General features: G+C 43.5%; 27 protein-coding genes. 16 read left to right on the top strand and 11 right to left on the bottom strand.

Annotated features, from left to right (window positions below; all coding sequences use genetic code 11):
- Nucleotides 1–25: 25 nt before the first annotated feature.
- Nucleotides 26–2,272, top strand: coding sequence for an outer membrane protein assembly factor BamA (gene bamA, locus OA34_RS01095; RefSeq protein WP_039671989.1), 2,247 nt, complete (start codon nt 26–28; stop codon nt 2,270–2,272).
- 57 nt (nt 2,273–2,329) lie between these two features.
- On the opposite strand, the gene OA34_RS01100 is transcribed toward bamA, so the two are convergent.
- The 6 genes from OA34_RS01100 to plsY form a co-directional block, all read right to left on the bottom strand.
- Entirely contained in the window at nt 2,330–3,802 is a 1,473-nt protein-coding gene (locus OA34_RS01100) for a Ppx/GppA phosphatase family protein (RefSeq protein WP_039671990.1), read from the bottom strand.
- A complete protein-coding gene (locus OA34_RS01105) occupies nt 3,802–4,053 on the bottom strand; it encodes a YfhL family 4Fe-4S dicluster ferredoxin (protein WP_012856037.1) in 252 nt (83 codons plus the stop codon). Before OA34_RS01105 ends, OA34_RS01100 begins: the two co-directional genes overlap by 1 nt.
- Nucleotides 4,054–4,120: 67 nt before the next feature.
- Nucleotides 4,121–5,431, bottom strand: a complete 1,311-nt coding sequence (locus OA34_RS01110; protein ID WP_082709206.1) for a sensor histidine kinase — start codon at nt 5,429–5,431, stop codon at nt 4,121–4,123.
- Nucleotides 5,410–6,081, bottom strand: coding sequence for a homeostatic response regulator transcription factor HsrA (gene hsrA / locus OA34_RS01115; RefSeq protein ID WP_012856039.1), 672 nt, complete (start codon nt 6,079–6,081; stop codon nt 5,410–5,412). Before hsrA ends, OA34_RS01110 begins: the two co-directional genes overlap by 22 nt.
- Nucleotides 6,082–6,160: 79 nt before the next feature.
- Nucleotides 6,161–6,496, bottom strand: a complete 336-nt coding sequence (locus OA34_RS01120; RefSeq protein ID WP_039671991.1) for a dihydroneopterin aldolase — start codon at nt 6,494–6,496, stop codon at nt 6,161–6,163.
- Nucleotides 6,496–7,122, bottom strand: a complete 627-nt coding sequence (plsY, locus tag OA34_RS01125; protein ID WP_039671992.1) for a glycerol-3-phosphate 1-O-acyltransferase PlsY — start codon at nt 7,120–7,122, stop codon at nt 6,496–6,498. The genes OA34_RS01120 and plsY overlap by 1 nt, the downstream gene beginning before the upstream one ends.
- A 107-nt stretch (nt 7,123–7,229) precedes the next feature.
- Here plsY and nadA point away from each other — a divergent pair, with 107 nt between their 5' ends.
- From nadA to ribD, 14 genes are all read left to right on the top strand, one after another.
- Nucleotides 7,230–8,222, top strand: a complete 993-nt coding sequence (gene nadA / locus OA34_RS01130) for a quinolinate synthase NadA (protein WP_039671993.1) — start codon at nt 7,230–7,232, stop codon at nt 8,220–8,222.
- Nucleotides 8,219–9,049, top strand: a complete 831-nt coding sequence (gene nadC / locus OA34_RS01135; RefSeq protein WP_039671994.1) for a carboxylating nicotinate-nucleotide diphosphorylase — start codon at nt 8,219–8,221, stop codon at nt 9,047–9,049. The genes nadA and nadC overlap by 4 nt, the downstream gene beginning before the upstream one ends.
- 17 nt (nt 9,050–9,066) lie before the next feature.
- Nucleotides 9,067–10,125, top strand: coding sequence for a flagellar biosynthesis protein FlhB (flhB, locus tag OA34_RS01140; RefSeq protein WP_039671995.1), 1,059 nt, complete (start codon nt 9,067–9,069; stop codon nt 10,123–10,125).
- Nucleotides 10,126–10,182: 57 nt separating this feature from the next.
- Nucleotides 10,183–11,127 carry a DHH family phosphoesterase gene (locus tag OA34_RS01145; RefSeq protein ID WP_039671996.1) on the top strand — a complete coding sequence of 315 codons (945 nt, stop codon included), beginning with the start codon at nt 10,183–10,185 and terminating at the stop codon, nt 11,125–11,127.
- Entirely contained in the window at nt 11,124–12,494 is a 1,371-nt protein-coding gene (pgp6, locus tag OA34_RS01150) for a peptidoglycan metallopeptidase Pgp6 (RefSeq protein ID WP_039671997.1), read from the top strand. Before OA34_RS01145 ends, pgp6 begins: the two co-directional genes overlap by 4 nt.
- On the top strand, nt 12,491–13,102 hold the full coding sequence (gene minC / locus OA34_RS01155) for a septum site-determining protein MinC (protein WP_039671998.1): 612 nt from the start codon (nt 12,491–12,493) through the stop codon (nt 13,100–13,102). The genes pgp6 and minC overlap by 4 nt, the downstream gene beginning before the upstream one ends.
- Entirely contained in the window at nt 13,099–13,983 is an 885-nt protein-coding gene (gene lpxC, locus OA34_RS01160; RefSeq protein ID WP_039671999.1) for a UDP-3-O-acyl-N-acetylglucosamine deacetylase, read from the top strand. Before minC ends, lpxC begins: the two co-directional genes overlap by 4 nt.
- A 71-nt stretch (nt 13,984–14,054) precedes the next feature.
- Nucleotides 14,055–14,438: a hypothetical protein gene (locus OA34_RS01165; protein WP_254376827.1), complete on the top strand. Its 384-nt coding sequence runs from the start codon at nt 14,055–14,057 to the stop codon at nt 14,436–14,438.
- 10 nt (nt 14,439–14,448) lie between these two features.
- On the top strand, nt 14,449–15,333 hold the full coding sequence (gene thrB, locus OA34_RS01170; protein ID WP_039672001.1) for a homoserine kinase: 885 nt from the start codon (nt 14,449–14,451) through the stop codon (nt 15,331–15,333).
- Between the two features lie 53 nt (nt 15,334–15,386).
- The gene (locus tag OA34_RS13875; protein WP_353681533.1) at nt 15,387–15,620 is read left to right on the top strand and encodes a YlxR family protein; all 234 of its coding nucleotides are present in this window, start codon (nt 15,387–15,389) and stop codon (nt 15,618–15,620) included.
- Nucleotides 15,613–18,261: a translation initiation factor IF-2 gene (infB, locus tag OA34_RS01180; RefSeq protein WP_039672003.1), complete on the top strand. Its 2,649-nt coding sequence runs from the start codon at nt 15,613–15,615 to the stop codon at nt 18,259–18,261. Before OA34_RS13875 ends, infB begins: the two co-directional genes overlap by 8 nt.
- The gene (gene rbfA, locus OA34_RS01185; RefSeq protein WP_039672004.1) at nt 18,258–18,635 is read left to right on the top strand and encodes a 30S ribosome-binding factor RbfA; all 378 of its coding nucleotides are present in this window, start codon (nt 18,258–18,260) and stop codon (nt 18,633–18,635) included. Before infB ends, rbfA begins: the two co-directional genes overlap by 4 nt.
- A complete protein-coding gene (locus tag OA34_RS01190; RefSeq protein WP_039672005.1) occupies nt 18,628–19,056 on the top strand; it encodes an LSm family protein in 429 nt (142 codons plus the stop codon). Before rbfA ends, OA34_RS01190 begins: the two co-directional genes overlap by 8 nt.
- Nucleotides 19,050–20,060: a bifunctional diaminohydroxyphosphoribosylaminopyrimidine deaminase/5-amino-6-(5-phosphoribosylamino)uracil reductase RibD gene (gene ribD / locus OA34_RS01195; protein WP_286682781.1), complete on the top strand. Its 1,011-nt coding sequence runs from the start codon at nt 19,050–19,052 to the stop codon at nt 20,058–20,060. The genes OA34_RS01190 and ribD overlap by 7 nt, the downstream gene beginning before the upstream one ends.
- Nucleotides 20,061–20,065: 5 nt before the next feature.
- On the opposite strand, the gene OA34_RS01200 is transcribed toward ribD, so the two are convergent.
- Nucleotides 20,066–20,413, bottom strand: coding sequence for a DUF309 domain-containing protein (locus tag OA34_RS01200; RefSeq protein ID WP_039672006.1), 348 nt, complete (start codon nt 20,411–20,413; stop codon nt 20,066–20,068).
- Nucleotides 20,385–22,880, bottom strand: coding sequence for an EAL domain-containing protein (locus OA34_RS13415; protein ID WP_286682782.1), 2,496 nt, complete (start codon nt 22,878–22,880; stop codon nt 20,385–20,387). Before OA34_RS13415 ends, OA34_RS01200 begins: the two co-directional genes overlap by 29 nt.
- 208 nt (nt 22,881–23,088) lie before the next feature.
- Between OA34_RS13415 and OA34_RS01210 the strand changes: the two genes are divergently transcribed.
- Nucleotides 23,089–23,304 (top strand): cold-shock protein, encoded by a 216-nt coding sequence (locus tag OA34_RS01210; protein WP_039672007.1) that lies wholly within the window; start codon nt 23,089–23,091, stop codon nt 23,302–23,304.
- 5 nt (nt 23,305–23,309) lie between these two features.
- On the opposite strand, the gene OA34_RS01215 is transcribed toward OA34_RS01210, so the two are convergent.
- The 3 genes from OA34_RS01215 to OA34_RS01225 are packed head-to-tail and all read right to left on the bottom strand — an operon-like array spanning nt 23,310 to nt 26,003.
- On the bottom strand, nt 23,310–24,470 hold the full coding sequence (locus tag OA34_RS01215; protein WP_039672008.1) for a sensor histidine kinase: 1,161 nt from the start codon (nt 24,468–24,470) through the stop codon (nt 23,310–23,312).
- The gene (locus tag OA34_RS01220; protein WP_039672009.1) at nt 24,451–25,116 is read right to left on the bottom strand and encodes a response regulator transcription factor; all 666 of its coding nucleotides are present in this window, start codon (nt 25,114–25,116) and stop codon (nt 24,451–24,453) included. Before OA34_RS01220 ends, OA34_RS01215 begins: the two co-directional genes overlap by 20 nt.
- Nucleotides 25,113–26,003: a cache domain-containing protein gene (locus tag OA34_RS01225; RefSeq protein WP_286682783.1), complete on the bottom strand. Its 891-nt coding sequence runs from the start codon at nt 26,001–26,003 to the stop codon at nt 25,113–25,115. The genes OA34_RS01220 and OA34_RS01225 overlap by 4 nt, the downstream gene beginning before the upstream one ends.
- Nucleotides 26,004–26,116 lie beyond the last annotated feature (113 nt).

The raw sequence follows: 26,116 nt of genomic DNA on the forward strand, positions 1-26,116 counted from the left end.
AAATTATATTCTAGGGCGAATCAGTATGAAAAAAATAACTGCGTTGTCTCTTGTTGTCGCCACTTCATTGTGTGCGGCTCAACTCAAAAGCCTTCAATTTGACGGTTTGATCCATCTCTCTCCTGAGACGGCTTCGGAAATGATCGATATGCGAGCCGGCGACTCCGTCGATATGGAAAAGATCGACAAAGCGATCAAAACCCTCTATAAACAAAACTACTTTGAGGATGTGTGGGTTGAAGAAGTTAGTGAAGGAGCGCTCCTTTTTCACGTGAAAGAAAAACCGGTTATCGCCAAAGTCGATTTTTTAGGTATTAGCGATAGCGATAAAGACGAAATTGCAAAGCTTGCCGGTATTAAAAAAGGCGAAGTGTACGATGCTGAACGTGCAGAAGTCTCTAAGCTCAAAATTATTAAATTTTACGAAGACAAAGGCTATTTTGACACGGTAGTAGAAATTAAAACGTCGCCGATGAGTGAAAAACTATCGTTATCGCTTGACTTTGCCATTAACCGCGGTGAAAATATCGTTATTAAAAAAGTCACTTTATGCGGTTCCAAAGCCCTTGATTATGACGACGTCGAACCCAATATCGCCAATAAAGAGGCAGAATGGCTTCCGTGGATGTGGGGTTTTAACGACGGAAAATTGCGCACGGGCGATTTAGAACACGATTCGGCTCGTATCAAAGATACGTATATGCAAAAAGGTTATTTGGATTGTGAAGTCAGCCAGCCGTTCCTTCGAACGTATATGGACAGCTATACCGCCGATTTAGCATACAGTATTAACGAAGGCGAACAATATAAAGTCGGTACGATCAATATCGATATTCCGGACGGATTTATCGATGTGAATGCGGTAATCGAAGAGATGTTTCTTCAAAACGGTAAAGTCTTCAACGTTGCCAAATTACGTAAAGATATGACGTTGATTGAAACAAAAGTTGCCGATCTGGGATATGCTTTTGTAAAAGTCTCTCCCGATGTTAAAAACGATAAAACAAACCATATTGCCAATATTGTCTATCATGTTGTTCCCGGCGAAAAAGTTTATATTAATAGTGTACGTATTGCAGGTAATAGCCGTACGATCGATCGCGTCGTTCGACGTGAAGTTTATTTGGCAAACGGTGATCTTTACAGTCGTACGGACGTAGACGATACGAAAAAAGCGTTAAAACGAACCGGTTACTTCGAAGACGTCGAGATTAAAGAAGAGCGTCTGAGCAAAAATAGCGTTGATTTAGTGATTAACGTTAAAGAGGCTTCGACCGGAACCATTAGCGGCGGTATCGGTTACGGTTCTTCAGACGGATTGCTTTTGAGCGCCAGCCTCTCCGACGGTAATATCTTCGGATCGGGCTTGCGTGCCGGTATTGACGTCGAAAGAAGCGATAAAGAACTTAACGGAGCGATTTCTCTTGCGAATCCGAGGTTGTTTGATTCGGTGTACAGCTTAAGCGGGAAAATTTATGCCGCCGATAACGACTACTACGACTACGACGAAAAGAAATACGGATTTAATGTTGTTTTAGGACGCAAAATTGCCCGTAACTGGGGCGTCTCTCTTGGATATATCCTCCAACAAAGTAAATTGGATATTGACAGTACCGATTTATTGTATACAAAATATAAAGACGTTTTATGGACAGACGAAACAACGATTAAAAGTTCTGTGGTTCCTGGAATCTCCTTTAATAACACCGACGATTATTATCTTCCACGTAGCGGTATGACGGCGAGTACAACATTGGAGATCGCAGGTCTCGGCGGAGATGAAAAGTTTATGAGCAGCGTGAATAAGTTTGCCATTTATTACGGATTGCAAGATTTAATCGATTACGATTTAATTTTACGCTACAAAGCGCAATTTAAATACCTTGCGATTAACGATTCTGACGAAAAATACTCTTTCGGCGAAAAGTTTTATATGGGCGGCGTGCGTACCATTCGCGGTTATGAATCCAACTCAATTTCTCCAAAAGCTCCGGAAGATCATAGTACCCTGCTTGGCGGCAACACAATGTTCGTGAATTCGATTGAGATGAGTATACCGTTGATTGAGCGTCTGAAAATGCGCGGTGCTTTCTTCTTGGATTACGGTATGATCGGCGAGGACAGCTTGGACATTAAACGAGCCGGCACCGGTTTTGCTTTAGAATGGATTTCGCCTCTTGGTCCTATTAACTTGATTTTTGCTGAACCTTTAATGAAAGAAACCGGCGATCGAACCGCAACGTTTGAATTTACGATCGGACAAAAATTTTAAATTATCTTGTAGAGGGTGAGCTTTACAAACCCTCTTCTTCTTAGTTCCCTCAATTTTTTATAAAGATTTAATAATGATTGCAAACGATGCAGGTTTCAGAAGTTGTTTGATTTGTTCTTTTGCTAAGAAAAGTTTACTTTGGCTTTGAATCGTGAGCGTATGGTTTTGATAGCTTAATACAACGGGGCTTTGCCGTAAATCGCTATTGATGGCTTTGGAAAGAGCCAGTAAAAAGCTCAGCCATTGTACAGTTTGTATATCGGGGAGCAAAGCTTTATAAATGAGCATATCTTCAACACTCGGTAATTTATTGACATGATACTTCACTAACATCGCAATCAGCATTTTTTGTTCGTGAGAGAAGCCGTAATTGAGGTTATTTAAGATGAAGTAGAAACTGTGTAGTTGGTTTTGGTAAAAGCCGAGCTTTGTTCCAATCGTATGAAGTTCGGCAGCAACACCTAGTTCTTGTTTGTAGTCCGAAGAAATACCGTGAATCGGTAAGAGTACGTCAAAAAGAGTTAACGCTGTTTGTTTAATAAAAAGATTTTCTTTTTCGGTCATACTAAAACGGTCTTTGAGGCTTCGAAGGCTCAGTTTAAATTCCGGATGAAACTTATGGTGACAAGAGCGTAAAAGATCACACAAATAAGCTCCTTCTCGTATGCCGGCACCGCTGGTAACGATATGCGAAATTCCCAATTTTTGATAAATAGATTGGAAAATGATACACCCCTCTCGCATCGTATCGAGACGGTCTTTGCGAATTCCTAAATCTTTTAATCCTAAAACGTCCGAATTAACGATGGCATCGATAAATTCGGCATATTCTTCTACGTCGTATTCAAACCCGTGAACGGTTTTAAGAGGATAATTCATACGCTCCATAATGATTTTGGAAAGTGAACGTAAAGTACCGCCGATACCGATCATTGCATGCGCGCTAAAACGTTGCGGAATTTTTTCTATCTCTTGGTGAAGGAAAGCGCGAACATTTTGAAGCGGTATTTTTTTATCGAAAAATAGTTCCTTAAGACGAACGGTACCGATATTAAGCGAGATAGTCTCCACAATCGTTCCGTTTTCGATTTTGGCAAGTTCCGTCGAGCCTCCTCCGATATCAATCGTTACGGCGTCTTGTAGCTCTTTAAGGTAATTCAGGGCACCTACGGCACCGTAATACGCCTCTTTAGGCCCTTCAATAATTTTGATTTGAATATTGAGCTCGGAGTGGATTTTGCGAATAAAAGCAGAAGCATTGGGTGCGTCGCGAAGGGCAGAAGTTGCAAGACAAAGTGTTTTCGTGCATTTAAAGCTCTTAATAATATGTCCAAACTCTTCCAAGGCAATATAAGCACGTTTTAACGCGGGCTCTTGCAAAATGCCGTTAAAATTGTAGGCACCTTCTCCGATTCTAACGCGACTTTTGGTTTCATGAATCAAATGAAAAGCAAAACGGCTGCTCTTCTCAAAAATAGCCATTCGAGCGGAGTTAGATCCGATATCAATAATGGCCGTTCGCTTAGACATTAATTGTCGCTGTTTAGTTGTTCGTATTTGAGTTTAAGCTCTTCGACGCTCTCGATATTATCGGGATCGGGGATGATACACTCTACGGGACATACGGAGATACATGCCGGTTCGTCATAGTGACCTACACACTCGGTACAGACATCGGGATCGATAATATAAATCGGATCAGATTCTTCAATCGCGCCGTTTGGACACTCGTCGCGACACGCGTCACAGGCGATACACTCTTCGGTAATCATTAAAGACATTGGCTTTCCTTACGACTAAAGTCAATTTTGTTGACGAGTTTATACACTAAAAATACTTTAACGAAATTTAAAGAGCGTGTTTTCGTAGAGGAAGCAGAAGCGTTGCAATCGTACCTTGAGCATCGTCACGATTTTTGAGAGAAATACGAGCACCGATAGCATCGGCAGCATTTTTGGCAAGAAAGAGCCCTAATCCGGCACCCGTTTGGTTACCGTAGCGTTTAAAGGGCGCAAAAAGGTCTTTACTTTCGTCGATACCGATACCCTCGTCAATGACGTGAACAAAAAAACCGTCTTTATTCAGATAAGATCGAATCGAGATTTTTCCGCCTTTGGGAGTAAATTTAACGGCATTTTGGACGAAATTCTGCAAGATATGCATTAAAAGAGTCGGTTGGGTCAGAATTTTATATTGTTCGGGTGAAATCTCTTCGACAATCTCTTTCTCTTCCATTTTCGCTAAAATCGTGTAGTTGGTGATCTGTTCTTTTAAAAAGTTTATTAAATCGATTTCGACGGGTTTTTCAAATTGGGCTCCCTCTTGGCGTCCGATTTCTAGGATATTACTGATCATTTTATTCATATCGTTGATAGTTTGGTTGTTACTTTTGAGTGTTTCGACGTATTTTTCATTTTCTCTTGGCTTTAAAAGCGTCACTTCGTTTTTTGTTTTCATAACGGCAAGAGGTGTCTTAAGCTCATGTGCCGCACCGATAAAAAGCTCTTTTTGAGAGTTTACGAAAATCTGAATACGCTCGACGAGTTTATTGATACTATTGCCTAAGGGTAAAAATTCGTTAGGGAGTTTTTGGGTGTTGATCTTTTGTAAAAAATTTTCGTTCATACTGGCAAGTTTACTGGTTAAAGAGCGTATCGGTAGCACTAACATACGTGAAAGAAAAAGTGCGTAAAAAAGGATGAGAAAGATTGCCGTTAAGTTGATAATCAAGATGTTTTTTAAGATTTTATCGAGTAAAACATAGGTGTTGGAGATGTTCTTGGTAATGGAAATGAAATGATGTTGGCGTTTTTCCAGCGGATAAAAAATCGTTAAGAAGTTTTCTCCGTTTTGTTCGCTCTGCTCAAAGGTCGGGACATCGGGCTGATTGACGCGTATGGCGATGGTTACTTGGACATCGGAGGGACGATTGATAGAGCTAAGGGATGGATCGAAAATATTAATTCCCATACGTTCAATCGAGCTCACGCGCGAGGTGGCAATAATATGAGCCTGCTTTGTTAATTCTTGAATAATATCTTCAAAAATGGAAATTTTGATGTAGTTGTAGAGAATAACGGAAAAAATTACAATCAGTGTCGCCGAAGCGGACACCAATTGTAAAATAAAACTATCTCTTATACTTTTTTGGGAAAGCAAAATCGATAACCTCTTCGTCTAACGGTTTCAATCGTCGAAATTTCCAACGGTTTGTCCATTTTTTGGCGAATTTGGTTAATAGCAACTTCGATGACGTTCGGCGTAACGAGTTCGGGTTCTTCCCAAATCGCATCTAAAAGTTGTTCTTTAGAGACGATTTGATCGCTATGGCGTGCAAGATGCGTTAGCACTTCGAACGGTTTACCTTTAAGCTCGATCTCTTGACCTTTATAGGTAATTTTTTCTTCATCCGGATCGATCGTCAAATCGTCGATTTTAATCACGTTCGTACCGCCGAAGCGCAAACGTGCTTCGATGCGTGCGACTAAAATATCAAAATCGAACGGTTTGCGGATATAGTCATCAGCTCCTGCTTTAAGAGCTTTGATTTCACTCTCTTTGTCGTCTTTGGCAGAGATAATGACCGCTGCGGTACGAGGCGATTTTTGTTTAATGAGGTTGATGAGATCGACACCGTCGCCATCAGGGAGCATCCAGTCCGTGAGTACAAGGTCGTAATTTCGAATACCGATGTAGTATTCGGCGTCTTTATAATTTTCGGAACTATCGGTTTGGTAGCCGAATTCTTGCAAACCTTCGGCAATGGTTTTATTGAGGGTTACTTCATCTTCTACGATTAAAATTCGCATTATAAAATCCTTAGTTGCTAAAATTTAAACGGGATTATACCACAACTTTAGCTAGATTTAAAGTTTTTTTAATGAGAATTTAATTTTTATTACGTTTGATTTTCTGCGTAAGCCCTACGACGGCATTTGCTAAGATCGTAGGTTTTAAAAGGGTGAGTTTTACTTTCTCTATCGGCGGATATTTTTCCAACAATTTTTGCAATAAATCTTCAAGAGCTTCTTCAATCAAAGCGTAGCGTTCACGTTGCATCGTTTGCTCTAAAAAAGTTGCGATCTCGGCATAATCGATAAAAGAGCCCGTTTGATAGGTGTAGTCGATGGTGACATGTAAAACGACTGGTTGAGGCGTTACACGTTCCGTATCCAAAATACCGATAATGGTTTCAAACCGAAGCTCTTTGATGAGAATGCGCATTAAACGACTTTCGATTCTTTACCTTGAAAAAGTCGTACGATATTGGGAATATGTTTGTATACGATGATAAATGCGATCATGTAAAGAGGTGCATGCGAATAAATGCCGTGCATATCGGGTGTTATCAAATAGGACGCAACGATCAGCGTTAAAAGTGCCGATAACGAAGAGATTGAAGAAATTTTGAGTCCTTTGCCGACGATAAACCAAACGATGAAAGCAATAAGCGTCTCGAGAGGAAGCATCACGAAGAGCACGCCCGCACCCGTTGCGACGCCTTTGCCTCCTTCGAATTTAAGGTAAGGACTGTAGCAATGTCCGATAACCGCGAAAACCGCAATCGCCCAAAGCGTTTCGCTCTCGAGCCCTATCATTTTTGCAATCAAGAGAACGACGATGCCTTTCAATGCATCGCATACGACGGTTAAAATGGCTAGTTTTTTCGCCAACGAGGGGTTGCTCTCTTTTAAAACGCGAAGAACGTTTGTCGCGCCGATACTGCCGCTTCCGCTCTCTCGAATATCTTTCCCCGTAAGGCTTTTTGCGAGCAATAACCCAAAAGGTATGCCGCCGATTAGATACGCTAAAATATAAAATTGAACGTTGATATTAAACAAAAACTCCACGAATGCTGTCCTTGCATTTAAGATGATGAGGGCAGTATAGCAATTATTTTGTTATTATTCCTTTAACGCTATAATGCGGTTTTTCGAGATAGTCAAAGGATGGGAGCATGGATCATCAAGCGTTAAAAGCAGCGATTTTAGAACTCAAAAAAACCTTACATGTCAGTATCGTTGCCCATTTTTATCAAAAAGACGAAGTTTTTGAATTAGCCGATTTTACGGGAGATTCGTTGCAACTTGCCCAATGGGCCGCCAATGACGCCAATCCAAATTTATTGTTTTGCGGCGTGGGATTTATGGGGCAAAGCGTCAAAATTTTAGCTCCAACCAAACGCGTCATGATGCCCAAAATCGCCTGTTGCGCTATGGCAAGAATGATTGACGTGGCGTATTACGAGCAAAACGTTCGCCTCATGGAAGAAGCGGGTATCGCCAAAGAAGACATTTTGCCCGTGACGTACATTAACTCTTCGGCGGAAGTGAAAGCGGCCGTCGGGAAAATGGGCGGATTGGTATGCACCAGCTCCAATGCTAAAAAAATTATCGTTAAAGCACGTGAAAGCGGCAAAAAAATACTTTTCGTACCCGATCGTTGCTTGGGTCAAAATATTGCCAAAGAGATGGGATTGCGTTCCTGCGTCATCGGAGACGGGACGGACGTAAAGGCGGCGGATATTATCTGTTACAACGGGTTTTGTTCGGTACACCAGCTTTTCGACGTTGAGGATATTGCTTTTTACCGTGCGAAGTATCCGGGTATTTTAATCGTCACGCATCCCGAATGCAAACCCGAAGTATGCGACCAATCCGACTTTGTGGGCTCGACTAGCCAAATTATCGATTTTGTCACCAAGCTTCCCAAAGAGCAAAAAGTGGCGATAGGCACCGAATACAATATGATCAAACGTTTACGCCACGACAATACGTACGTCCTCTCATCTTCTAAGCCCGAGTGTCCGACCATGAACGAAACGACGCTTGAGGACGTGTATCGCACACTTATCAGCATTCAAGAGAGGCGATTCGAGAATGAAATATCGATTTCGGAAGAGACGCGTTTTTGGGCGCACAAAGCACTGCACAGGATGTTTGAACTATGATTAAAACGTTTGTCAAAAAGGCGTTGGAAGAAGACGTCGGCAGAGGCGATTTATTTGCGTTGGTCGGAAAAGAGAGTTTTGCCACCGCTGCGATCATTTGCAAAGACGAAGGCGTTTTTGCCGGTAAACCGTACGTCAAAGCATTGTGTAAAATGAACAAGCTTGATATTACGTTTTATTTTGAAGACGGCGATACGCTTCACAAAGGCGATTTGGTCGCTCTTATTGAGGGAAAATCAACCCATATTTTACGGTGTGAACGCGTGATTTTGAATCTCATGCAACATGCCAGCGGCATCGCGAGCAACGTTGCTTCGTATAAAAAAGCGTTGGAAGGGTATACGCTTAAACTTTTAGATACGCGAAAAACGAGACCCCATTTACGTATTTTCGAAAAATACGCCATTCGTTGCGGCGGCGGCAACAACCACCGTATGGGACTTGACGATTGTTTGATGCTCAAAGACACGCATCTGCAAACCATCGACGATTTAAAACGATTTATCGAAGAAGCACGGGAAAAACTTCCCTTTACATGTAAGATCGAAATCGAATGCGAAACGGTCGATTTTGCAAAGTTTGCGATGCAATGCGGCGCCGATATCGTTATGTGCGACAACATGTCTCACGATACGATTCGCGAAGTGGTCGCATACAAAAAACAGTTTTTCCCGCATGTCCTTTTGGAGGCAAGCGGCAATATCACGAAGGAAAATATCGTTTTATATGCACAAACGGGCGTTGACGCGATTAGCAGCGGCAGTTTGATCCATCATGCGACATGGCTTGATTTTTCGATGAAGATTACGCACAAAACCGTAATTTAATACCCAAAGGATAATGCGTGGCGGATGACCAAGAAAAGACCGAAGAAGCCACGTCCAAGAAAATAGAAGATGCGCGCAAAGACGGAAACGTTCCCAAGAGTATGGATACGTCGGCGTTCATTACGCTGATCGTCGCGCTGGGAACGTTTTTAGCGATGCTATCGTGGATCGAGTCGCGAACGGTTTATTTGTATTACTACTATCACTCCCTCATCGGCGTCGAGATTACCAAAGAGGTTGTTTTACAAATGTCGCTTATATCGTGTCGAGAAGTGATTTTTATGGTTATTCCCTTAGCGGTTGCCGTCGCAATAGCGGGTATTTTGGCAAACGTGCTTCAAACGGGCTTTATTTTTACCACAAAACCGCTGATGCCCGATCTCAGCAAATTAGATCCGATGAAAGGGCTTAAAAATCTTCTTTCGTTAAAAAAATTGGTTGAGACGGTTAAAATTTTGATTAAAGTCAGTATCGTAATGTGGGTTGCCTACTACTTTTTATGGTCGTTTACCAAAGAATTGCCGACGGTGATCTATTTCCCTTTATATGACCAACTGGCGTGGTTGAAAGAAAAGATGCTCATTCTTGCGGCGGTTATTTTAATTATTTTTCTGGTTATCGCGCTGATGGATCTTTTATTTGTACGTTATAACTATTTTAAAAATTTACGTATGAGCAAACAAGAGATTAAAGACGAGTATAAGCAGATGGAGGGTGATCCGAAAATCAAAGCGAAAATTCGCCAAATTCAAATGCAAATGACCCGCAAGCGAATGATGCAAGAGATTCCCGAAGCCGACGTCGTCATTACCAATCCGACGCACTATGCGGTTGCAATTCGCTACAACCAAGAAAAAGAGGCTGCGCCCAAAGTGATCGCAAAAGGAACTGATTACGTGGCACTTCGTATTAAAGAGATCGCACTCAACCATCAGATTCAAATCGTCGAGAATCCTCCCTTGGCTCGCGAGCTGTACAAAAAATGCGACTTGGGAGAAATCATTCCCGAAACCCTGTACAAAGCGGTTGCCGAAGTACTTGCCTTTGTCTATCGAAGTTCTAAAAAAATGAGATAATCTACTTATTAGCAATTATTAAGTATAATTTTGGCTTTATCTCAAGGTGGTTTATCGATGTATCAAGAGGCGTGGAAGCGAATGCTCGAAGCCAATCATATCGTTATTGTTTCCCACGTGCATCCCGACGGAGATACGTTGGGCAGTGCGTTAGCTTTGTACGACGTATTGACGCGCGTCGGAAAAAAAGTAACGCATTACAATACCAATAACGAATTGCCTAGAGTGTACGATTTTCTACCCGGTTTTGCGAAAACAAAGCACGTGTTGCCGAAGACATTTGATTTGGTCGTCAGTTGCGATTGTTCGACGCGAGATCGTTTGAAATTACCCAAGGGTGATTACGAAATCATTAACATCGATCATCACATCACCAATCGGTATTTCGGGCAAATGAACCTTGTGGTCGATCGTTTTACGAGTGCCGGAATGGTCGTTTACGAGCTTCTCAAAGCTAACGAAATCGAGATAAGCAAAGAGTGCGCAATATGCCTTTATACGGCGATTGCCGATGATACGGGGTTTTTCCTCTACGGCGATATGGACGCATTAACGTTTTCGATCGTATCGCATCTTGTCAAATGCGGAGCCAATCCGCAAGAGATCGCTTCGAAAGTAAAACGAAGAGAACCTTTATCGAAAATCAGGCTTTACGGCTACATGTTAAATCATTTTGATTTGCATGAAAACGGCACGATTGCCACGATTATCTTTGATAAAGCGGCATTGGAATCGACCGGTGCAAAGCGGCACGATACGAAAAATATCATCAACATGTTGCGAAGCATCGTTAACGTGACCAGTGCGATTATGATTTTGGAAGAGAAAGAGGGAGGCTATAAAGTCTCGTTAAGAAGTAAAGATATTAACGTCTCGCAAATTGCGTTGGAGTATCAAGGCGGAGGGCATAAAACCGCAGCCGGTTTTGAGGTGCCCTCGTGTGATCCGACGGTATTGCGGGACGAAATCGTAGCAAAAATTAAAAGGATTACTGAGGTATGAAACGACAACGTAAATTTTCATTAGCGGCATTAAGCTTAGGGATGATTTTTTTGATTTTAGTCGGCGGCGTAGCGTATGTTTTTAACTCAAGCCTTTTCGAAAGAGATGCACCGCAAGTCAATTTACCCAAAGAGATCGAATGGAATTTAAAAGATCCTATTCATATTCAAATTAGCGATCAAAGCGGATTAAAACGTGTGAAAGTCTCGTTATTCGACGGTGAAAAAAGCGTCGATTTGGAAAGTAAAGAGCTAAAAACGTCCGAGGCTCTTCTTGATTTGAACGTCACGTTCCCTAAAACCGGCTTCGGTGCTAATAAAAAACTGTTTGAATTAACCGTAGAAGCGATCGATCGAAGCAAATGGAACTTTTTTGCGGGCAATGCCGCACATGTCAAAGCAATCGTCAAAGTCGACACCAAACGCCCGGAAGTGACGATAGCGGGAAGTTCGTATAAAATTATGAAGGGCGGTGCCGCCGTCGTCGTTTTTAAAGCGCAAGACGAAGCGATGAAGTCGCTTTATATCGAGACGAATTTCGGCAAAAAATTCTATCCTACGCCTTTTTACAAAGAAGGGTATTATCTCTCTTTGGTCGCATGGCCGACGCAAGTCGAAAACTTTAGTGCCTCGGTCGTCGCAATCGATCGCGCCGGAAATATCACGAAAACGCATATTCCCTATTTTCTACAAGATCGTAAATACCGCACTTCGACGATTCAATTGGAAGATCGTTTCTTGGACGGTAAAATTGCCGATTTGGTCGCCGAAATGGCACCGGAGCGCTCGAGCTTAGATCGTTTGGAAAAATTTAAATTTGTTAACGAAACCATGCGCGGCGGTAATGAAGAGTTGATCTTAAACGTAACTTCCAAAGTACCCACGACGCCGGTTCAAGGATTTTTCTTAAAGCCGTTTTATCCGTTGCGTAACGGTAAAGTCGTTGCAAGCTTTGGAGATCATCGTTTTTACGAATACCAAAAACAACCGACCAGCGAATCCTATCACCTCGGACTGGATTTGGCGAGCAATGCTCAAGCGACGATGCAAACTTCCAACGACGGCGTTGTTGTTTTAGCGCGTGAGAACGGTATTTACGGCAACAATATTATTATCGATCACGGCTTGGGGGTTTATTCGCTTTACGGTCACTGCTCTAGTTTCCTCGTGAAAGAAGGCGATGCGCTTAAAGCAGGCGATGCGATCGCAAAAACCGGTATGACGGGATTGGCATTGGGAGATCACTTGCATTTTGGCATGTACGTGCAAGGCGTAGACGTAAGACCCGAAGAGTGGATGGACGAGCAATGGCTTAAAGAGAGCGTCTTTAACGTGATCGATGCCGCGAAGAAGTTGGTCGATCGATGAAAGTAACCCAAAAGAACGTTCGGGTATTTCATATCGAAATCGACGACGAGAGTGCTTTTTTAGAATATTTTAGAAAAAACAGTCCTCTTTTGAAGGAATTCTTTTTGCTTATCGAAGGGGAAATAACACCGAAAATCGCCTTTGTTTTAGAACAAAGCGGTGTGTGTTACAAAGAGATTAATCAGTGCCGTATTCGATTCGGGTCGATTAAAAAAGAAGCGGTAGCCGTAGAAGAGCCGTCCCAAAAAGAGACATGTGACGAAAAACCTTTATCTAAAGAGTCGCACGAATTAACGCAACAGCGTAAAGTAAAGCTTTACGATAGAACGATTCGTTCGGGTGAAGAGTTGCACGAGACGCTTCCGACGGTTATTTTCGGACGCATTAACAGCGGCGCAAAAGTCTTTTGTGAAGAGAGTATGAGTATTTATGGTATGATAGACGGATTAGTGCAGTGTGACGGCGAATACATTGTCTTAAGCGGAATCGGTCCAAGGGGGCACTTGATCTTCAACGGCCAAATCGTGGATAGCGAACAGATTCGAGCCAACGTATTGCAAAAAATCGTTATACGCGATCATGCGTTAGAAATAAAGGAAGTAGTGTGAAGCAAACGACACTCGCAAGAGCGATTAGTAGCTTAGGCATAGGATTACACAAGGGCGAACCGATTCAAATCCGCTTAGAACCCCTAGAAGCAAACAGCGGTGTCGTATTCTATCGAAGCGATATCGGTTTGTTGGTTCAGGCTAAGCCCGAAAACGTCGTTAATACGCAAATGGCTACGGTCATCGGTAACGCAAGCGGGTCGATTTCGACGATTGAGCACTTGCTCTCGGCAATCTATTCCTACGGTATCGATAACGTGCGTGTCGTATTGGACGGTCCTGAAGTTCCCGTGATGGACGGTAGTAGCGCCAGCTTTTGCATGATGTTGGACGAAGCGGGTATTCGTAAATTGGACGTGACGAAAAACGTTTTGATCCTCAAAAAAGAAGTCGAAGTAAGTGATGGTAAAAAATTCGTACGCGTGAGTCCGAGTTTAACGCCTCATTACAGTTTTGAAATCGAATTTTCCCACCCTTCTATCGGACGACAATCGTACAGTTTTGAATTTAGCAAGAAAAATTTTCTTGAAGAGATCGCCAAAGCTCGAACATTCGGTTTTCTCAAAGACGTGCAGATGTTGCGTTCACGAGGACTCGGACTCGGTGGTTCTTTAGACAATGCCGTTATTATGGATGAGCATAAGATTTTAAATCCCGAAGGACTTCGCTTTTCCAATGAATTCGTGCGTCATAAAATTTTGGACGCTATCGGCGATTTATCGCTTTTAGGTTCGCCTTTTGCGGGAAATTATACCTCTTTCGCCGGAAGCCACCATCTCAATCACGAATTAACCAAAGCGATTTTAAGGGATCCGAGTAATTATGAAGTCAGAGCGTTGAGTGACGAAAAAGCGCAAGCGTTCGAAAAGGTTTTTGCATAAAAACATCGGTCGACATCGTCGTTATAACATTAGCGTCTCCTCTTTATATAGGCGTATACGAAAACAATCGTTTGATTCAAACATACGAATCGAACGAACAAACAAGCGATGCATTGCCTGCACTTTTTGACGTTGTATTAAAAAACTACGTACCGAAAAGACTCTTTTTTGCCCGAGGCCCCGGAAGTTTTATGGCGATAAAAATCAGCTATATTTTTTTAAAAACGATGAGCATCGGTTTGCAAATTCCTCTTTTGGCATGCGACGGTTTTGCATTGAACGGCTCTGCGCCGATTCGAGCGATGCGCAATCTTTATTTCATCAAAGAAAACGACACGATTTCAACTGTCCGTCTCGACGAGCCCGTGACGCAACCGTTTACGTTGCCGACTTTGCTCGATGTTTCGCTCTTCGGCGAGGAGACGGAACCGCTTTACATGTTACCGGCAGTTTAGGAGAAAATAGGTGAAAATTTGTATACCCGCAACCAGTGCGAATTTAGGACCGGGGTTTGATTGCTTAGGGCTTGCGATTGCCTTATACAACGAAGTGACGATTAAACCCTCACGTTATCAAAGTATCTCCGTTAAAGGAGAGGGCGAAGAAAATGCCAAACTCAAAAGCAACAATATTTTTGTCTCTATTTTTTATGAAATTTACCAAGAAATAACCGGGAAAAAAGACCCGTTTCGTTTTGAATTTTACAATCGTATCCCCTTTTCGCGCGGTCTTGGAAGCAGTTCCGCCGTTATCGTCGGAGCCATTGCGAGTGCGTATAGTATGGCGGGTATTAAAGTGTCGCGTGAAGCCGTTTTGAACAAAGCAATTCTCTATGAAACCCATCCCGATAATATCGCACCTGCCGTATACGGCGGTTTTACAAGTTCTATCGTCGAAAACGCGAAAGTCAGAACACTCAAAAAAGAGTTGAGTTCACAGTTACGAGCAGTTATGGTCATTCCCGATCGTCCGATGTCGACGGCGCACTCACGAACCTTACTTCCGAAATCCTATTTGATGAAAAACGTCGTTTACAATCTCTCTCGGGCATCGTTAATGAGTGCCGCTTTTTTTAGCGAAAATTGGGATGTTTTACGAGCGGCATCCAAAGATTGCATGCACGAACATCGCCGGATGCGTCAATTAAGAGAGTTGTTTGAGGTCAGAGAAGTCGCTCTTCAAAACGGAGCATTAATGAGTACGCTCTCGGGTAGCGGCTCTTCGTTTTTCAGTTTAGTCAAGCAAGAAAACGCCGCTAAAGTAGCGCAGGCACTCAAAAATCGTTTTGAATCGTTCCGAGTAGAAATTTTTGAGCTGGATAACGGCGGTTTTCAAATTCTACAAAGCTGAAAAACAGCTAAATTTTGATATAATCAGGCGCAAAAATGAGTCAACCTATCCGAATGTGTATTGTATGCAGAACGCGCATCGAACAAAAAGCGTTGCGACGGTTTCAACAGTTTAAGGGCGAACTCGTGCTTTTTTCGGGAAACGGAAGGAGCTTTTATCTCTGCGAAACATGTATGAAAGAAAATGAGAAAAAAGTTATAAAAGTACTCAACCATAAATGCAAAACTCACCACCAAGCATTAAGTGAATTTGGTAAAATTTTTAAGGAGACAGGGTCGAATGGATAAAGTTCGTATTACCGACGTAGCAAAAGAATTAGGCATGAATAATAAAGATATTTTGGAAAAAGCCAAAGATATCGGACTAGACGTGAAAGGGCATGCAAGCTCCATTAGCGCGGAAGATGCCGAAAAATTAGCCAACTATATTTTAACGGGCGAAGGTGCACAAACGACGAAATCCGCGGCTCCTACCAAACCGGTTGAAGAGAAAAAACCGGAGAAAAAAGAAATTCCGGTCGAAGCCCCCAAAGCGGTCGAGACAATGCCTCAGCCTAAAACCAAAACATTGAAAGAAAAAGAGCGCGAATTAGGGATTGCACCTGCAAGCGTTATGCCTAAAGAGCTTCCTAACGAAGGTAAAACCGACGTCGTAAGCGAAGACGACGAGGGCGAAGAAAAAGTCGACCCGACCAACGTGCGTAAACGAAGAGGCCTTGTCATCGTTAAGAAAAAGCGCCCCGAGACGAAGCAAATCGAAGCCGATGACGAAGATGAAAACGTATCTTACGGAGCATCTTTTAAAAGTGCGCCTAAAAGCATCGAAGCGATGTTTGCTTCCGGTAGTTTACAAAGCGAAATGCAAAAAAAGAAAAAGAAAGTTAAAAAAGGTCCGGCAGAGAAGAAAACGAATGCGGAAAAATTAGACCTATCGATTAATATCGAAATGGCGGATACGAATATCGATGCCGAGGACGAGGAGATGATCGTTCTTCCGGATCTCAATATGGGAATAAATATCCAAGAAGAGGTCAAAAAGAAAAAGCAGATCGACCCGAGCCAAATTCGTACGACGAAAAAAACCAATTTTGTGATGCAAAGCATTCAAAGAGAAGGACGTAAACGAAGACGCCGTCCGGTACAAGCTAAAGAAAGCGAAGCGATCAGCGCGATTGAAATCGCCGAAGAGATTCGTGTCTACGAATTTGCGGAAAAAATCAATAAACCGGTCGGTGAAGTCATTAAAGAGTTGTTCTCTTTGGGCGTCATGTTTACGAAAAACGACTTTTTAGATAAAGACTCGATTGAAATCTTGGCCGAAACTTTCGGTATTAACGTGACGACCGTCAACGATCAAGAGGCATTTGATTACGTTAAAGCTTACGACGAAGAGCAAGAGGGCATGGATGAGCATCTAGTAGAACGCGCTCCGGTCATCACGATTATGGGACATGTCGATCACGGTAAAACGTCGCTTTTGGATTATATTCGACACGCAAAAGTCGCTGCCGGAGAAGCAGGCGGAATTACGCAACACGTCGGTGCGTATATGGTCGAGAAAAACGGACGCAATATCACGTTTATCGATACTCCGGGGCATGAAGCGTTTACCGAAATGCGTTCACGCGGTGCGAAAGTAACCGACATCGTTATTGTCGTTGTTGCCGCAGACGACGGAGTTAAACCTCAAACCAAAGAAGCAATCGAACATGCCAAAGCGGCAAACGTACCGATTATTATTGCGGTCAATAAAATGGATAAAGAATCCGCCAATCCCGATTTAGTCAAAGCGCAATTGGCAGAACTCGGCATTACGCCGATCGATTGGGGCGGCGAACACGAATTTGTTCCGGTTTCGGCTAAAACGGGTATGGGAATCGAAGAACTTTTGGAAGTGATTTTATTGCAAGCCGATTTATTGGAGCTTAAAGCCGATCCTACGCGTGAAGTTAAAGCGACCGTTATCGAAAGTTCGTTGGAAAAAGGACGAGGTCCCGTGGCAACCGTCGTGATCGAAGACGGTACGATGCGCGTCGGCGACATTGTCGTTGCCGGTATTGCCTTCGGTAAAGTGAAAGCTTTACTTAACGATAGAGGTATTTCGGTTAAAGAGGCAAAACCGGGCGAGCCCGTCGTTGTTTTAGGTTTAAGCGAAGTTCCCGGTGCGGGCGAAACGCTCATCAGCGTTAAAACGGATAAAATAGCGCGCGAGTATGCGAAGAAAAAAGCGGAATACCTCCGCCAAAAAGAGCTTTCCAAATCGACTAAAGTGAGCCTTGACGAATTAAGCGATATGATTGCCGAGGGCGCGTTGAAAACGTTACCGGTCATTATCAAAGCGGACGTTCAAGGAAGCCTTGAAGCGATCAAAGGAAGCCTTGAAAAAATTCGTAATGCCGAGACCAAAGTCAATATCGTCAGTGCGGGAATCGGCGGTATCACCGAAAGCGACGTTGCTTTGGCAAGTGCTAGCTCCAACTGTGTTATTTTAGGATTTCACGTACGACCGACGGGTCCGGTGAAAGAAAAGGCGAAAAGTTCGGGCGTCGAAATTAAAACATACAGTATTATTTACGACCTGATCGATGACGTCACCAATCTCGTAACGGGTATGATGGCTCCGGTAATTCGTGAAGAGAATATCGGTCAAGCGATGGTTCGAGAAGTCTTTATGGTTCCGAAGCTTGGAGCGATTGCGGGTTGTATCGTAACGGACGGTACGATTAATCGCGGCGTGAAAATTCGCGTTATTCGCGACGGTGTTATTATTTTTGAAGGAAGCGTTTCATCGTTGAAACGTTTCAAAGACGATGTCAAAGAGGTCGGCAAAGGGTATGAATGCGGCGTAGGCATCGACGGATACAACGATATTAAGGTCGGCGACTACATCGAAAGCTTCAAAGAGGTTGAAGAAAAAGCGAAATTATGATAGATAAAAGTATTAAAATCCAACGTACCGAAAGCGTTTTACGAGAGCTGATTCCAGAGGCTTTATGCACGCTTCACGATGAGCTCTTACGCGGTGTTTGCGTCGTGGACGTGGAATGCAGTCGCGGAAAATACGACGCAATCGTCTATTTAGACGGTTCGGTGTACGACGAAAAAGAAAAAAGCTATATTTTATCGCATCTTGAGCGCGTGAAAAGGCATATTCAAACCCATTGTATGCAAACGGAAGGTTGGTTTCGTTGTCCCAATTTTCGTTTTCGTTTTGATGATAGTTTAGAACGCTACACGAAGATGGATGCACTGTTTGCCAAAGTAGAAGAAGAGTTGAAAAAAGGTACTAAAAGCGATGATTAATCTAGAACAAATTACAAAAATCGTCGAAAGTTGCGGCGTATCTTTATACGATACGGAAGTCGCAAGCGAATTCGACAAGAAAATTTTTCGTATTTACATTAGCTCAAAAGAGGGCATCGGTTTGGATAAATGCGAAGAGATTAGCCGCATTTTATCGCCGATTTTTGATTTGGAACCGCCGCTTGAGGGCGAATACTTTTTTGAGGTCAGTTCCCCCGGTATCGAGCGTAAGTTGGTCAAACCCGAACATTTTGCCGCTTCGATCGGTGAAAAAGTCAAGCTGAAATTAAACGATAAAGAAAAAATGGTCGGAGTGTTGGAGGCGTATGAAAACGGCGTTGTGTCGGTTCGTATCGATAATGACGTAAGACGCATTCCTTTAGAATCGATCGAAAAAGCCCGAACGTATTTTGAATGGTAAGGGCGTGTGATACGCCTTTGATGCAAAAGGCTTTAAAAGCCGCTTGGGCGTATCAGATTCTTACCTTCCCTAATCCTGCCGTCGGAGCCGTCGTCAGCGACGATGCGGGTACTATTTTAGGTATCGGTGCCCACGTTCGAGCAGGCTCTCCTCATGCCGAAGTGATCGCGCTTAAAGAAGCGTACGTCGCATTGACGCACGATCACGCGATAAACGCTCTTGAAGATTCGCAAGAAATTCACGACTATTTAATCCTTCACCACCGTTTGTTATTTCACCCTTTAACCTTACATGTCACGCTAGAGCCGTGTCATCATTACGGAAAAACGCCTCCGTGTTCGCATTTGATTCAAACGTTGGGGATCAAACGCGTTGTTATCGGTTCTTACGACGAGAGCACACAAGCCAAAGGCGGCGGGGCTTATTTGCGAACATACGGTGTTGAAGTTGAATACGGGTGTGAAAAAGAGGCATGCGATCGTTTGTTGGCACCTTTTACATGTCAGCTTCATCGACGGCCGTTTCTCTTTTTTAAAGTGGCGTTGAGCGCCAACGGCGTTGCGACGGGCGGAACGATTAGCTCTTTGGAATCTCGTACAAGAGTGCATGCGCTTCGCGATCGTTGCGATCTTTTAGTGATCGGCGGAAATACGGTACGCGTCGATCGTCCGATTTTGGATGCACGGTTGGTTCAAGGAAAAGCTCCCGATATTTTGATCTATTCACATCACAAAACATGGGATCACAGTATCCCGCTTTTTAGCGTTGCGAATCGACATGTAAGCATTTCGGAGGAGCTAGCGTTAGATGCGTACCGTATGGTGATGATCGAGGGTGCTCAGGGCATGCTCGATGCGGTACAACAGAGCGTTCAATGGTACTTGATTTTTCGCTCGCCGCATACCAAAGAGGGAAAAGCGTTGATTTTACCGCAAGGTTTAGAGTTGTGTTATTGCGAAACCATCGGAGAAGATACGCTTTCGTGGTACTATAAACGCGCTTAAAAGCCTTACATGTCAAAACGTTTTTTATGTTGCAGTAAGCGACATGCTTGGCGATAGTAGGGCGTTAGTTCCGAAGTAGAGAGCTCAATCAGCGGGGTGTATTTCTCAAACGTCGTCCAAACGCGCTTGGCTCCCTCAATTTTGCCTTTTTTCGCCAATGCCAATGCCGTAGCACCGTTAATCAATCCTTTTAAAATTAAAGCATCGTTGAGCGATTCGGGCAGTTTTTTAAAAGCATGCCACGAAGGCTCTAAAACCTCATGACCTTCGACAAAGTCTTCGTTTTCGACGACGATCAAAAAGCGTTTTAACGCTTCGTATACTTTAGAGTTTGGTTTTAGGGGCGGGTTCATGCAGATAATATCCTTGTGCAAAGTCGATGCCTAACTCTTTCACGCGCGTTAAGACTTCGTGTTTATGAACAAATTCCGCAACGACTTGAATGCCCAAGCTTTTGGCGAACGTGACGATGGCTTTGACGGTTTCGTAGGCATTGCTATCCGTATCGATGTTCTTAATCAACGAACCGTCGATCTTGATAAAATCCACTTGAAGCTGTAAGAGGTATTCAAAATTCGAGTATCCGGAGCCAAAATCGTCGATTGCCAGTAAACACCCTTCCGCCCGTGCCGTTTGCAGAAAAGCTTTGACCTCGGGCGAATTCTCGATACCCTCACTCTCCAGCAGCTCGATCGTAATACGCTTTTTCAGCATCGGATAGTGATGGAGCGTCGATAGCAAAAATGAAGCGATTTCGACATTGAGAATATCTTCTTTGGCAAGATTGATCGAGACGTCGCAATGAAGTTCTAATGCCGCTTGGATCGCTTCTTGGATCACAAAGCGCGTTAGTTGGTGATAGACGTGCATGCGTTTTGCCAAATCTAAAAAGTGAAACGGCGCGATAATCGTTCCGTTGCGGTCGATAAGTCGGATCAGCACTTCGTATTTTTTTCGCTCCGCCGTATCGTTTAAAGGGACGATCTCTTGGAGGAAGACGGTAAAACGGTTGTGCACTAAGGCATCGCGTAGCGTTTCGTTCCATGCGATGTCGCCTTGAAGTTTTTTGGAAAAACCTTCGTTATCGTCGTAGACGACTAAAGCTTTGTGGCTTTTCCGTGCCTCTTCCAGAGCGATTTCCGCTCGATTGTAGGTATAGTCGTTACCGTTGGCGATGCCCATACGAAGCGTGATCGCATAGTGCTTGCCTGCGATGATGAGTCCTTCATCGTTCAGGCGTGTCAACAAAGTGTCGCATTTTTGAAGAAAATCGTCGTAGGAGAGGGTTTCGCAACATAAAAGGGCAAATTCATCGCCTTGGAGGTAGAAAAGCTGAAAACATTGCGTCAGTGCCGTTTTGATTTTAAAACAGAGGTGTTGCAGAACCGAGTCCCCAAATGCTTGTCCGTGCAGGGTATTAATATCGCGAAAGCCGCAAATATTTAAAATGGCAAGATGAGGATCGAGGCATTGCTCGACGGATTCAAAAAGCATTTTACGTCCGGGAAGATCCAAAACGTTCTCTTTTTTGAGATGCTCCATTTGTTCGAAAAGGTCCGTAATATCGTAGCGAATCGCAATAAACTCCTCGACCTCGCCTTTGGCGCTTAGCATCGGTATGATGGCGGATTTGACGTAGTAGGTTTGCCCGTTTTTACGTAAATTTTTCAAAATACCCTTCCACGTACGTCCGTGTTTAAGCGTTTGCCACATGTCGTAAAAAAATTGAGGAGGGTTGTCGGGGTGGCGTACGATATTGTGAGGTTTGCCGATCAGCTCTTCTTTGGCATAGCCCGAAATGTTCACGAAAGCGTCGTTCACGTAGGTAATAATGCCTTTGGGTGTCGTTTTGGAGACGATGGCTATTTCATCGACGGCTTCGGTATAGCGGTTGAGTTGAAGGGATTGCTGGTCGTGTTCGACGATCAGCCGTGCGATTTCGCCGAGTTCGTGCTTTTGTTTTGAAAGTGCTGCAATGTACATGTAACGTTTTGTTTTCAGTGCTTTGGAAAGATAGCGAATCGGAATGAAAAACGTTTTGCGCGTTAGAAGGAAAAAAAGGAAAAATGCGACAAGAAGAATCACCGATCCCGCCGTAAATAAAACGGTTTGAAGTTCCGTCATAAACATCAATGCCGAGGGGAGATACTCAAAGCGTAAAAAGCCGACCGTCGTGTCGTCTAAGGCTTTTAAAGGAAGCAAAAACGGCATTTCGAGTTGTTCTTTGTCGCTCAAGGGAGGAATAATTGCGGTTTGAGCGCGCGTCAATTGAGCGATTTCATGGAAAAATGCCTGATCCCATTGCCGTACGATCACGAAAAAACCGATAGGGTGTTCCTCTGAGGCATTGTGAGCGTAAAGGGGTGCTAAAAAATATTGGTTAAGTCGCGTTTGCGCGTCTAACGAAAAAAATTCTTTGAAAGCAGGCGTTTGAGCTGAAAAACGATGCAAATCGGGTATCGTATAAGCGGCTGACGTATCGAAGCGGTAAATCAACTCTTTACGTGCATTAAAAAGTAAAATCGCGTCGACGTCCAAACGTTTTAAAAGAGGTTCCAAATGGGAACGTCCCCATGCCGTGTCGTTGGAAACGATAAAAGCTTGAAGCGCGTCTAATGCCGCATAATCGTAGACGGTTTTACGAATCAAACGGCTTTCGAGTTCCAAAACGCTTTGATACCTCTCAAAAGCACTCCATTGCTCTTTTAAAATGTTTCGATGTTCGTCCGTTTTGATGCCAAACCATACGCCCATCATCAGCAAAACGGTCAATACTAAGATGAGAAAAGTGTAAAGTGTATAGGTTTTGGTCAGTTTCATGCAAAGAGTATAGCGAATCGTGCGTTTAAATTTGCTTTATTTTTAAAAATAAGATAAACTATTTTTCTAGAAAGATGAGGTTCGAGTTCATCTTTGGTAGGTTTTGTGTCACGGCTCTTCGAAAGCTCTCTAAAACACTCCAAAAATACTCAATTTTCTACTTTTCAACCACTGCCGTGAGGGAGTGTATTTTACATAGGAGCTTAGAATGGCTTTATTAGAGGGAACCGTTAAATGGTTTAACAACGAAAAAGGTTTTGGTTTTATCCAACCAAATGATGGCAGCAAAGACGTATTCGTACACTTTCGCCAAGTAAACAGAACCGGTTACGGTCGTGTATCTTTGGCCGAAGGTCAAAAAGTAACTTACGAACTAGGCGAAGGTCCAAAAGGTCCACAAGCCGAGAACGTTACAGGTCTGTAAGCCTTTTAAGAGGGAAGCGATTCCCTCTTTAAAAATCGATACGAAAATCGACTCCCTTCTCCCACTTTTGATTCGACGTTGATCGCAATGTCGTATTTATCGCAAATACTTTTCACGATACTCAAACCGATTCCGAATCCGCCTTTAAAAATATCCCCTCGATAGTGACGCGTAAAAATTTTATCGATCTCTTTAATTCCGATACCGTAATCTTTCACTTCAAAAACGATACCCTCTTCGCAGGGATAAAGAAAAATCTCGATCGTGCTTTTGGGATGGGAATATTTAATCGCGTTGGTAAGATTGTTGTCGATGAGGCGTTGCAATTCGATACGGTTCATCGTAATGAACAGCTCCGGAGCGATCGTCGCTAAGAGCGTAATCTCTTTAGACGCGGCGAGGGATTCGAAGTAGCTGATACGGTCTTCCAAAAAAATCGAAAAATCCAGATATTCGTGCGTGTAGGTGATGGTTTTGTTTTTGATGAGGTACTCCAAATCGTCGTAAAGCGTCGCAAGCGTCGAGAGTGCCGCTAGAGAGCGACTGAGGCGTTTGTCTTTGTATTTGCTGTTTAGTCCTTCGATATTAAGTTGCATGATGCCTAAAGGTGTTTTAAGCTCGTGCATCACGTCGGTAAAAAAGAGGTTCATACGAGCGGACGTTTCGATGTAAGGTTTTAAAAGCATCTTCATCAGCAAAAACGAAATCACGAACATCCCCGTTAAGACGACGCCGATCATAATCAAAATGTCAAAAATCACTTGCGAGTACGAAAGCTCTTTTTGCACGACGAGGAAGCTGACATGTAAAGGGTTGTTCAGTAACGTTTGTTTGTAAAAGAGTGACTGACCGCTTTTGTAAAAAGCGTCTTCAAAGAGGGGGATCGGCTCTTCGATCAACGAAAATACGATACGGTTGGAAGCATCGAGAAGCGCCCCTTTGTAAAGAATCGAACGTGGAAAAATAAAGGTTTTTTGCATCGGAGAAATAGCGTAAATGCTTTTTTCGACCTCTTTGGCATAGAGCCGCAATTCGCGTTCTTGGTTAAATTGCGAAAGACGTAACGAAGCGGAGAGATAATTGAGCGTCGGAAACAACACGACCAAAAGCGTTAGAAACGTGACGGCAAGGGCAAAGATAAGGACGTTATGCGTGGCATTTTTCAATTTTATATCCTATGCCTTTGGCGGTTACGATGAGCTCTTTGTCGGTTTTGTCGCGCAATTTTTTGACCAACATACGAATGTCGTTGTCGCCTACGGCTTTGTCTTCCCACACGTAGGCATGAATGTTTTCGGTCGAGATATAATTACCGCGGTTCTTGACCAGCAAAAAGAGGAGTTTTTTCTCGTATTGCGTCAGCGGAATCTGCATCGCGTCAAACCATAACGATTGATCTTCCAAGCGATAGCTAAAACCGTGGCAAAGCGTGATGTCGAGGGTCGTTCGCATATGGTAAGCATTTAAAGCCTGCGTAACGCGGTATTGAAGCTCTTTGAGCGAAAAAGGTTTTCGGATATAGTCGTTACATCCGAGCTCATAACCGAGGCTGAGGTTGTTGATGTCGGTAAGCGACGTGATAAAAATAATCGGCAGATCGAGTTTGGCTTTGCGAATTTGTTTTAAAATCTCGTAGCCGTCGACGTTGGGAACGCGAATGTCTAAAAGTGCCAGATGGTACCGGTTCTCAAACAGGGCATCCAACGCTTTTTGTCCGTCTTCAAACGCGTCTACGGCGTAGCCCATCTCTTCGAGGGAGTCTTGAATACTCTCTTTATAGGCATAGTCGTCTTCAAGCAGTAAAATTTTCATCGAATTAAAACCTCTTGCGTCGTTTGGGAAGAGGGCATCAGCGTTTTGGTATGCATACTTTGCGGATGAGGGGCTAGCGTCGCGCGCAAAAGCAGGGAGTCTTTGAGCAGCGACTCGTCAAACCAAACGCCGACGTAACCGATGGGTTTGGATTCGATGTCAAAGAGCGGCGTAAATCCGAATAACATACCGTCGATGCGCGCAAATCCCTTATCCAACGTTTCGGGCGTCGCGATGGTGTATAAAGCGGTGTGGCATGAAGCGGGGCAACTGCTATTCACGACGACGAAATCGTTGATTTGTTCCAAATCTTTCATCCATGAACCGATTTCCAAGAAGTCGCGGTGCATCAAAACCACGAAATCGATTTTTTTATTTTTAAGGTTTTGCGCGATCTCTTCAAAGCCTAAAATGACCTCCAACGAGCCGATAAAAACGCCCCGATCGAAAATCGGCGTCAATGCTTTGATATTGAGGCGTTTTCCAAGCTCGATCGCGACCAAAGGCGTTTGCGTTTGATGAAGCAAGGCAATGCCTTTGCGCCATGAGGCAAGTTCGTTACCGTAGTCTTCATAGTCCCAGCTCCTGACCCACGCTTTGGCGTCTTTGGTATGAAACTGGACTTCCATATGTTCCATTTGAAGGTACTGCTTCGTCTTGACAATCTCTTGGTTAATAACGGTAAAAAGCGCATGTCGATCTTCGTGCCGATAGGCTTCTTTGATCGCTTCGTTTTGAGAAAGCATCAATGCCACGCTGAGAGCGAGTTGTTTTTTATGGGAGATCAGCTCTTGGGTAAGATTTAAAACGCTCTCGACGCTGTTTTTGGCGTCTTCGACGTAAAGGTTGTGGTTGGTTCGATAAATTAAAAAGCCGATGATGAGCATCGATAGGCTAAAAAGTGCTAACAAAAGGGCGTAAATGCGAACGGTTTTGATGGCATCTCCTTTTGCTATAAAGATGAAAAGTATTATACCGAAAAACGCTCTGAGCGTTTTTG

It is taken from the genome of Sulfurospirillum sp. MES (genome assembly GCF_000789415.1).
In the GTDB taxonomy this organism is placed as follows: domain Bacteria; phylum Campylobacterota; class Campylobacteria; order Campylobacterales; family Sulfurospirillaceae; genus Sulfurospirillum; species Sulfurospirillum cavolei.

Excerpts from the sequence above, each read along its gene's own strand:
- rbfA (WP_039672004.1), top strand. The coding sequence starts at position 18,258 with ATGATAGATAAAAGTATTAAAATCCAACGTACCGAAAGCGTTTTACGA.
- nadA (WP_039671993.1), top strand. The coding sequence starts at position 7,230 with ATGGATCATCAAGCGTTAAAAGCAGCGATTTTAGAACTCAAAAAAACC.
- minC (WP_039671998.1), top strand. The coding sequence starts at position 12,491 with ATGAAAGTAACCCAAAAGAACGTTCGGGTATTTCATATCGAAATCGAC.
- OA34_RS01100 (WP_039671990.1), bottom strand. The coding sequence starts at position 3,802 with ATGTCTAAGCGAACGGCCATTATTGATATCGGATCTAACTCCGCTCGA.
- bamA (WP_039671989.1), top strand. The coding sequence starts at position 26 with ATGAAAAAAATAACTGCGTTGTCTCTTGTTGTCGCCACTTCATTGTGT.
- nadC (WP_039671994.1), top strand. The coding sequence starts at position 8,219 with ATGATTAAAACGTTTGTCAAAAAGGCGTTGGAAGAAGACGTCGGCAGA.
- ribD (WP_286682781.1), top strand. The coding sequence starts at position 19,050 with ATGGTAAGGGCGTGTGATACGCCTTTGATGCAAAAGGCTTTAAAAGCC.
- infB (WP_039672003.1), top strand. The coding sequence starts at position 15,613 with ATGGATAAAGTTCGTATTACCGACGTAGCAAAAGAATTAGGCATGAAT.
- OA34_RS01225 (WP_286682783.1), bottom strand. The coding sequence starts at position 26,003 with ATGCTCATCATCGGCTTTTTAATTTATCGAACCAACCACAACCTTTAC.
- hsrA (WP_012856039.1), bottom strand. The coding sequence starts at position 6,081 with ATGCGAATTTTAATCGTAGAAGATGAAGTAACCCTCAATAAAACCATT.
- OA34_RS01190 (WP_039672005.1), top strand. The coding sequence starts at position 18,628 with ATGATTAATCTAGAACAAATTACAAAAATCGTCGAAAGTTGCGGCGTA.
- OA34_RS01210 (WP_039672007.1), top strand. The coding sequence starts at position 23,089 with ATGGCTTTATTAGAGGGAACCGTTAAATGGTTTAACAACGAAAAAGGT.
- OA34_RS13415 (WP_286682782.1), bottom strand. The coding sequence starts at position 22,880 with ATGAAACTGACCAAAACCTATACACTTTACACTTTTCTCATCTTAGTA.
- OA34_RS13875 (WP_353681533.1), top strand. The coding sequence starts at position 15,387 with ATGTGTATTGTATGCAGAACGCGCATCGAACAAAAAGCGTTGCGACGG.
- OA34_RS01220 (WP_039672009.1), bottom strand. The coding sequence starts at position 25,116 with ATGAAAATTTTACTGCTTGAAGACGACTATGCCTATAAAGAGAGTATT.
- OA34_RS01145 (WP_039671996.1), top strand. The coding sequence starts at position 10,183 with ATGTATCAAGAGGCGTGGAAGCGAATGCTCGAAGCCAATCATATCGTT.
- pgp6 (WP_039671997.1), top strand. The coding sequence starts at position 11,124 with ATGAAACGACAACGTAAATTTTCATTAGCGGCATTAAGCTTAGGGATG.
- OA34_RS01200 (WP_039672006.1), bottom strand. The coding sequence starts at position 20,413 with ATGAACCCGCCCCTAAAACCAAACTCTAAAGTATACGAAGCGTTAAAA.
- OA34_RS01105 (WP_012856037.1), bottom strand. The coding sequence starts at position 4,053 with ATGTCTTTAATGATTACCGAAGAGTGTATCGCCTGTGACGCGTGTCGC.
- OA34_RS01120 (WP_039671991.1), bottom strand. The coding sequence starts at position 6,496 with ATGCGCATTCTCATCAAAGAGCTTCGGTTTGAAACCATTATCGGTATT.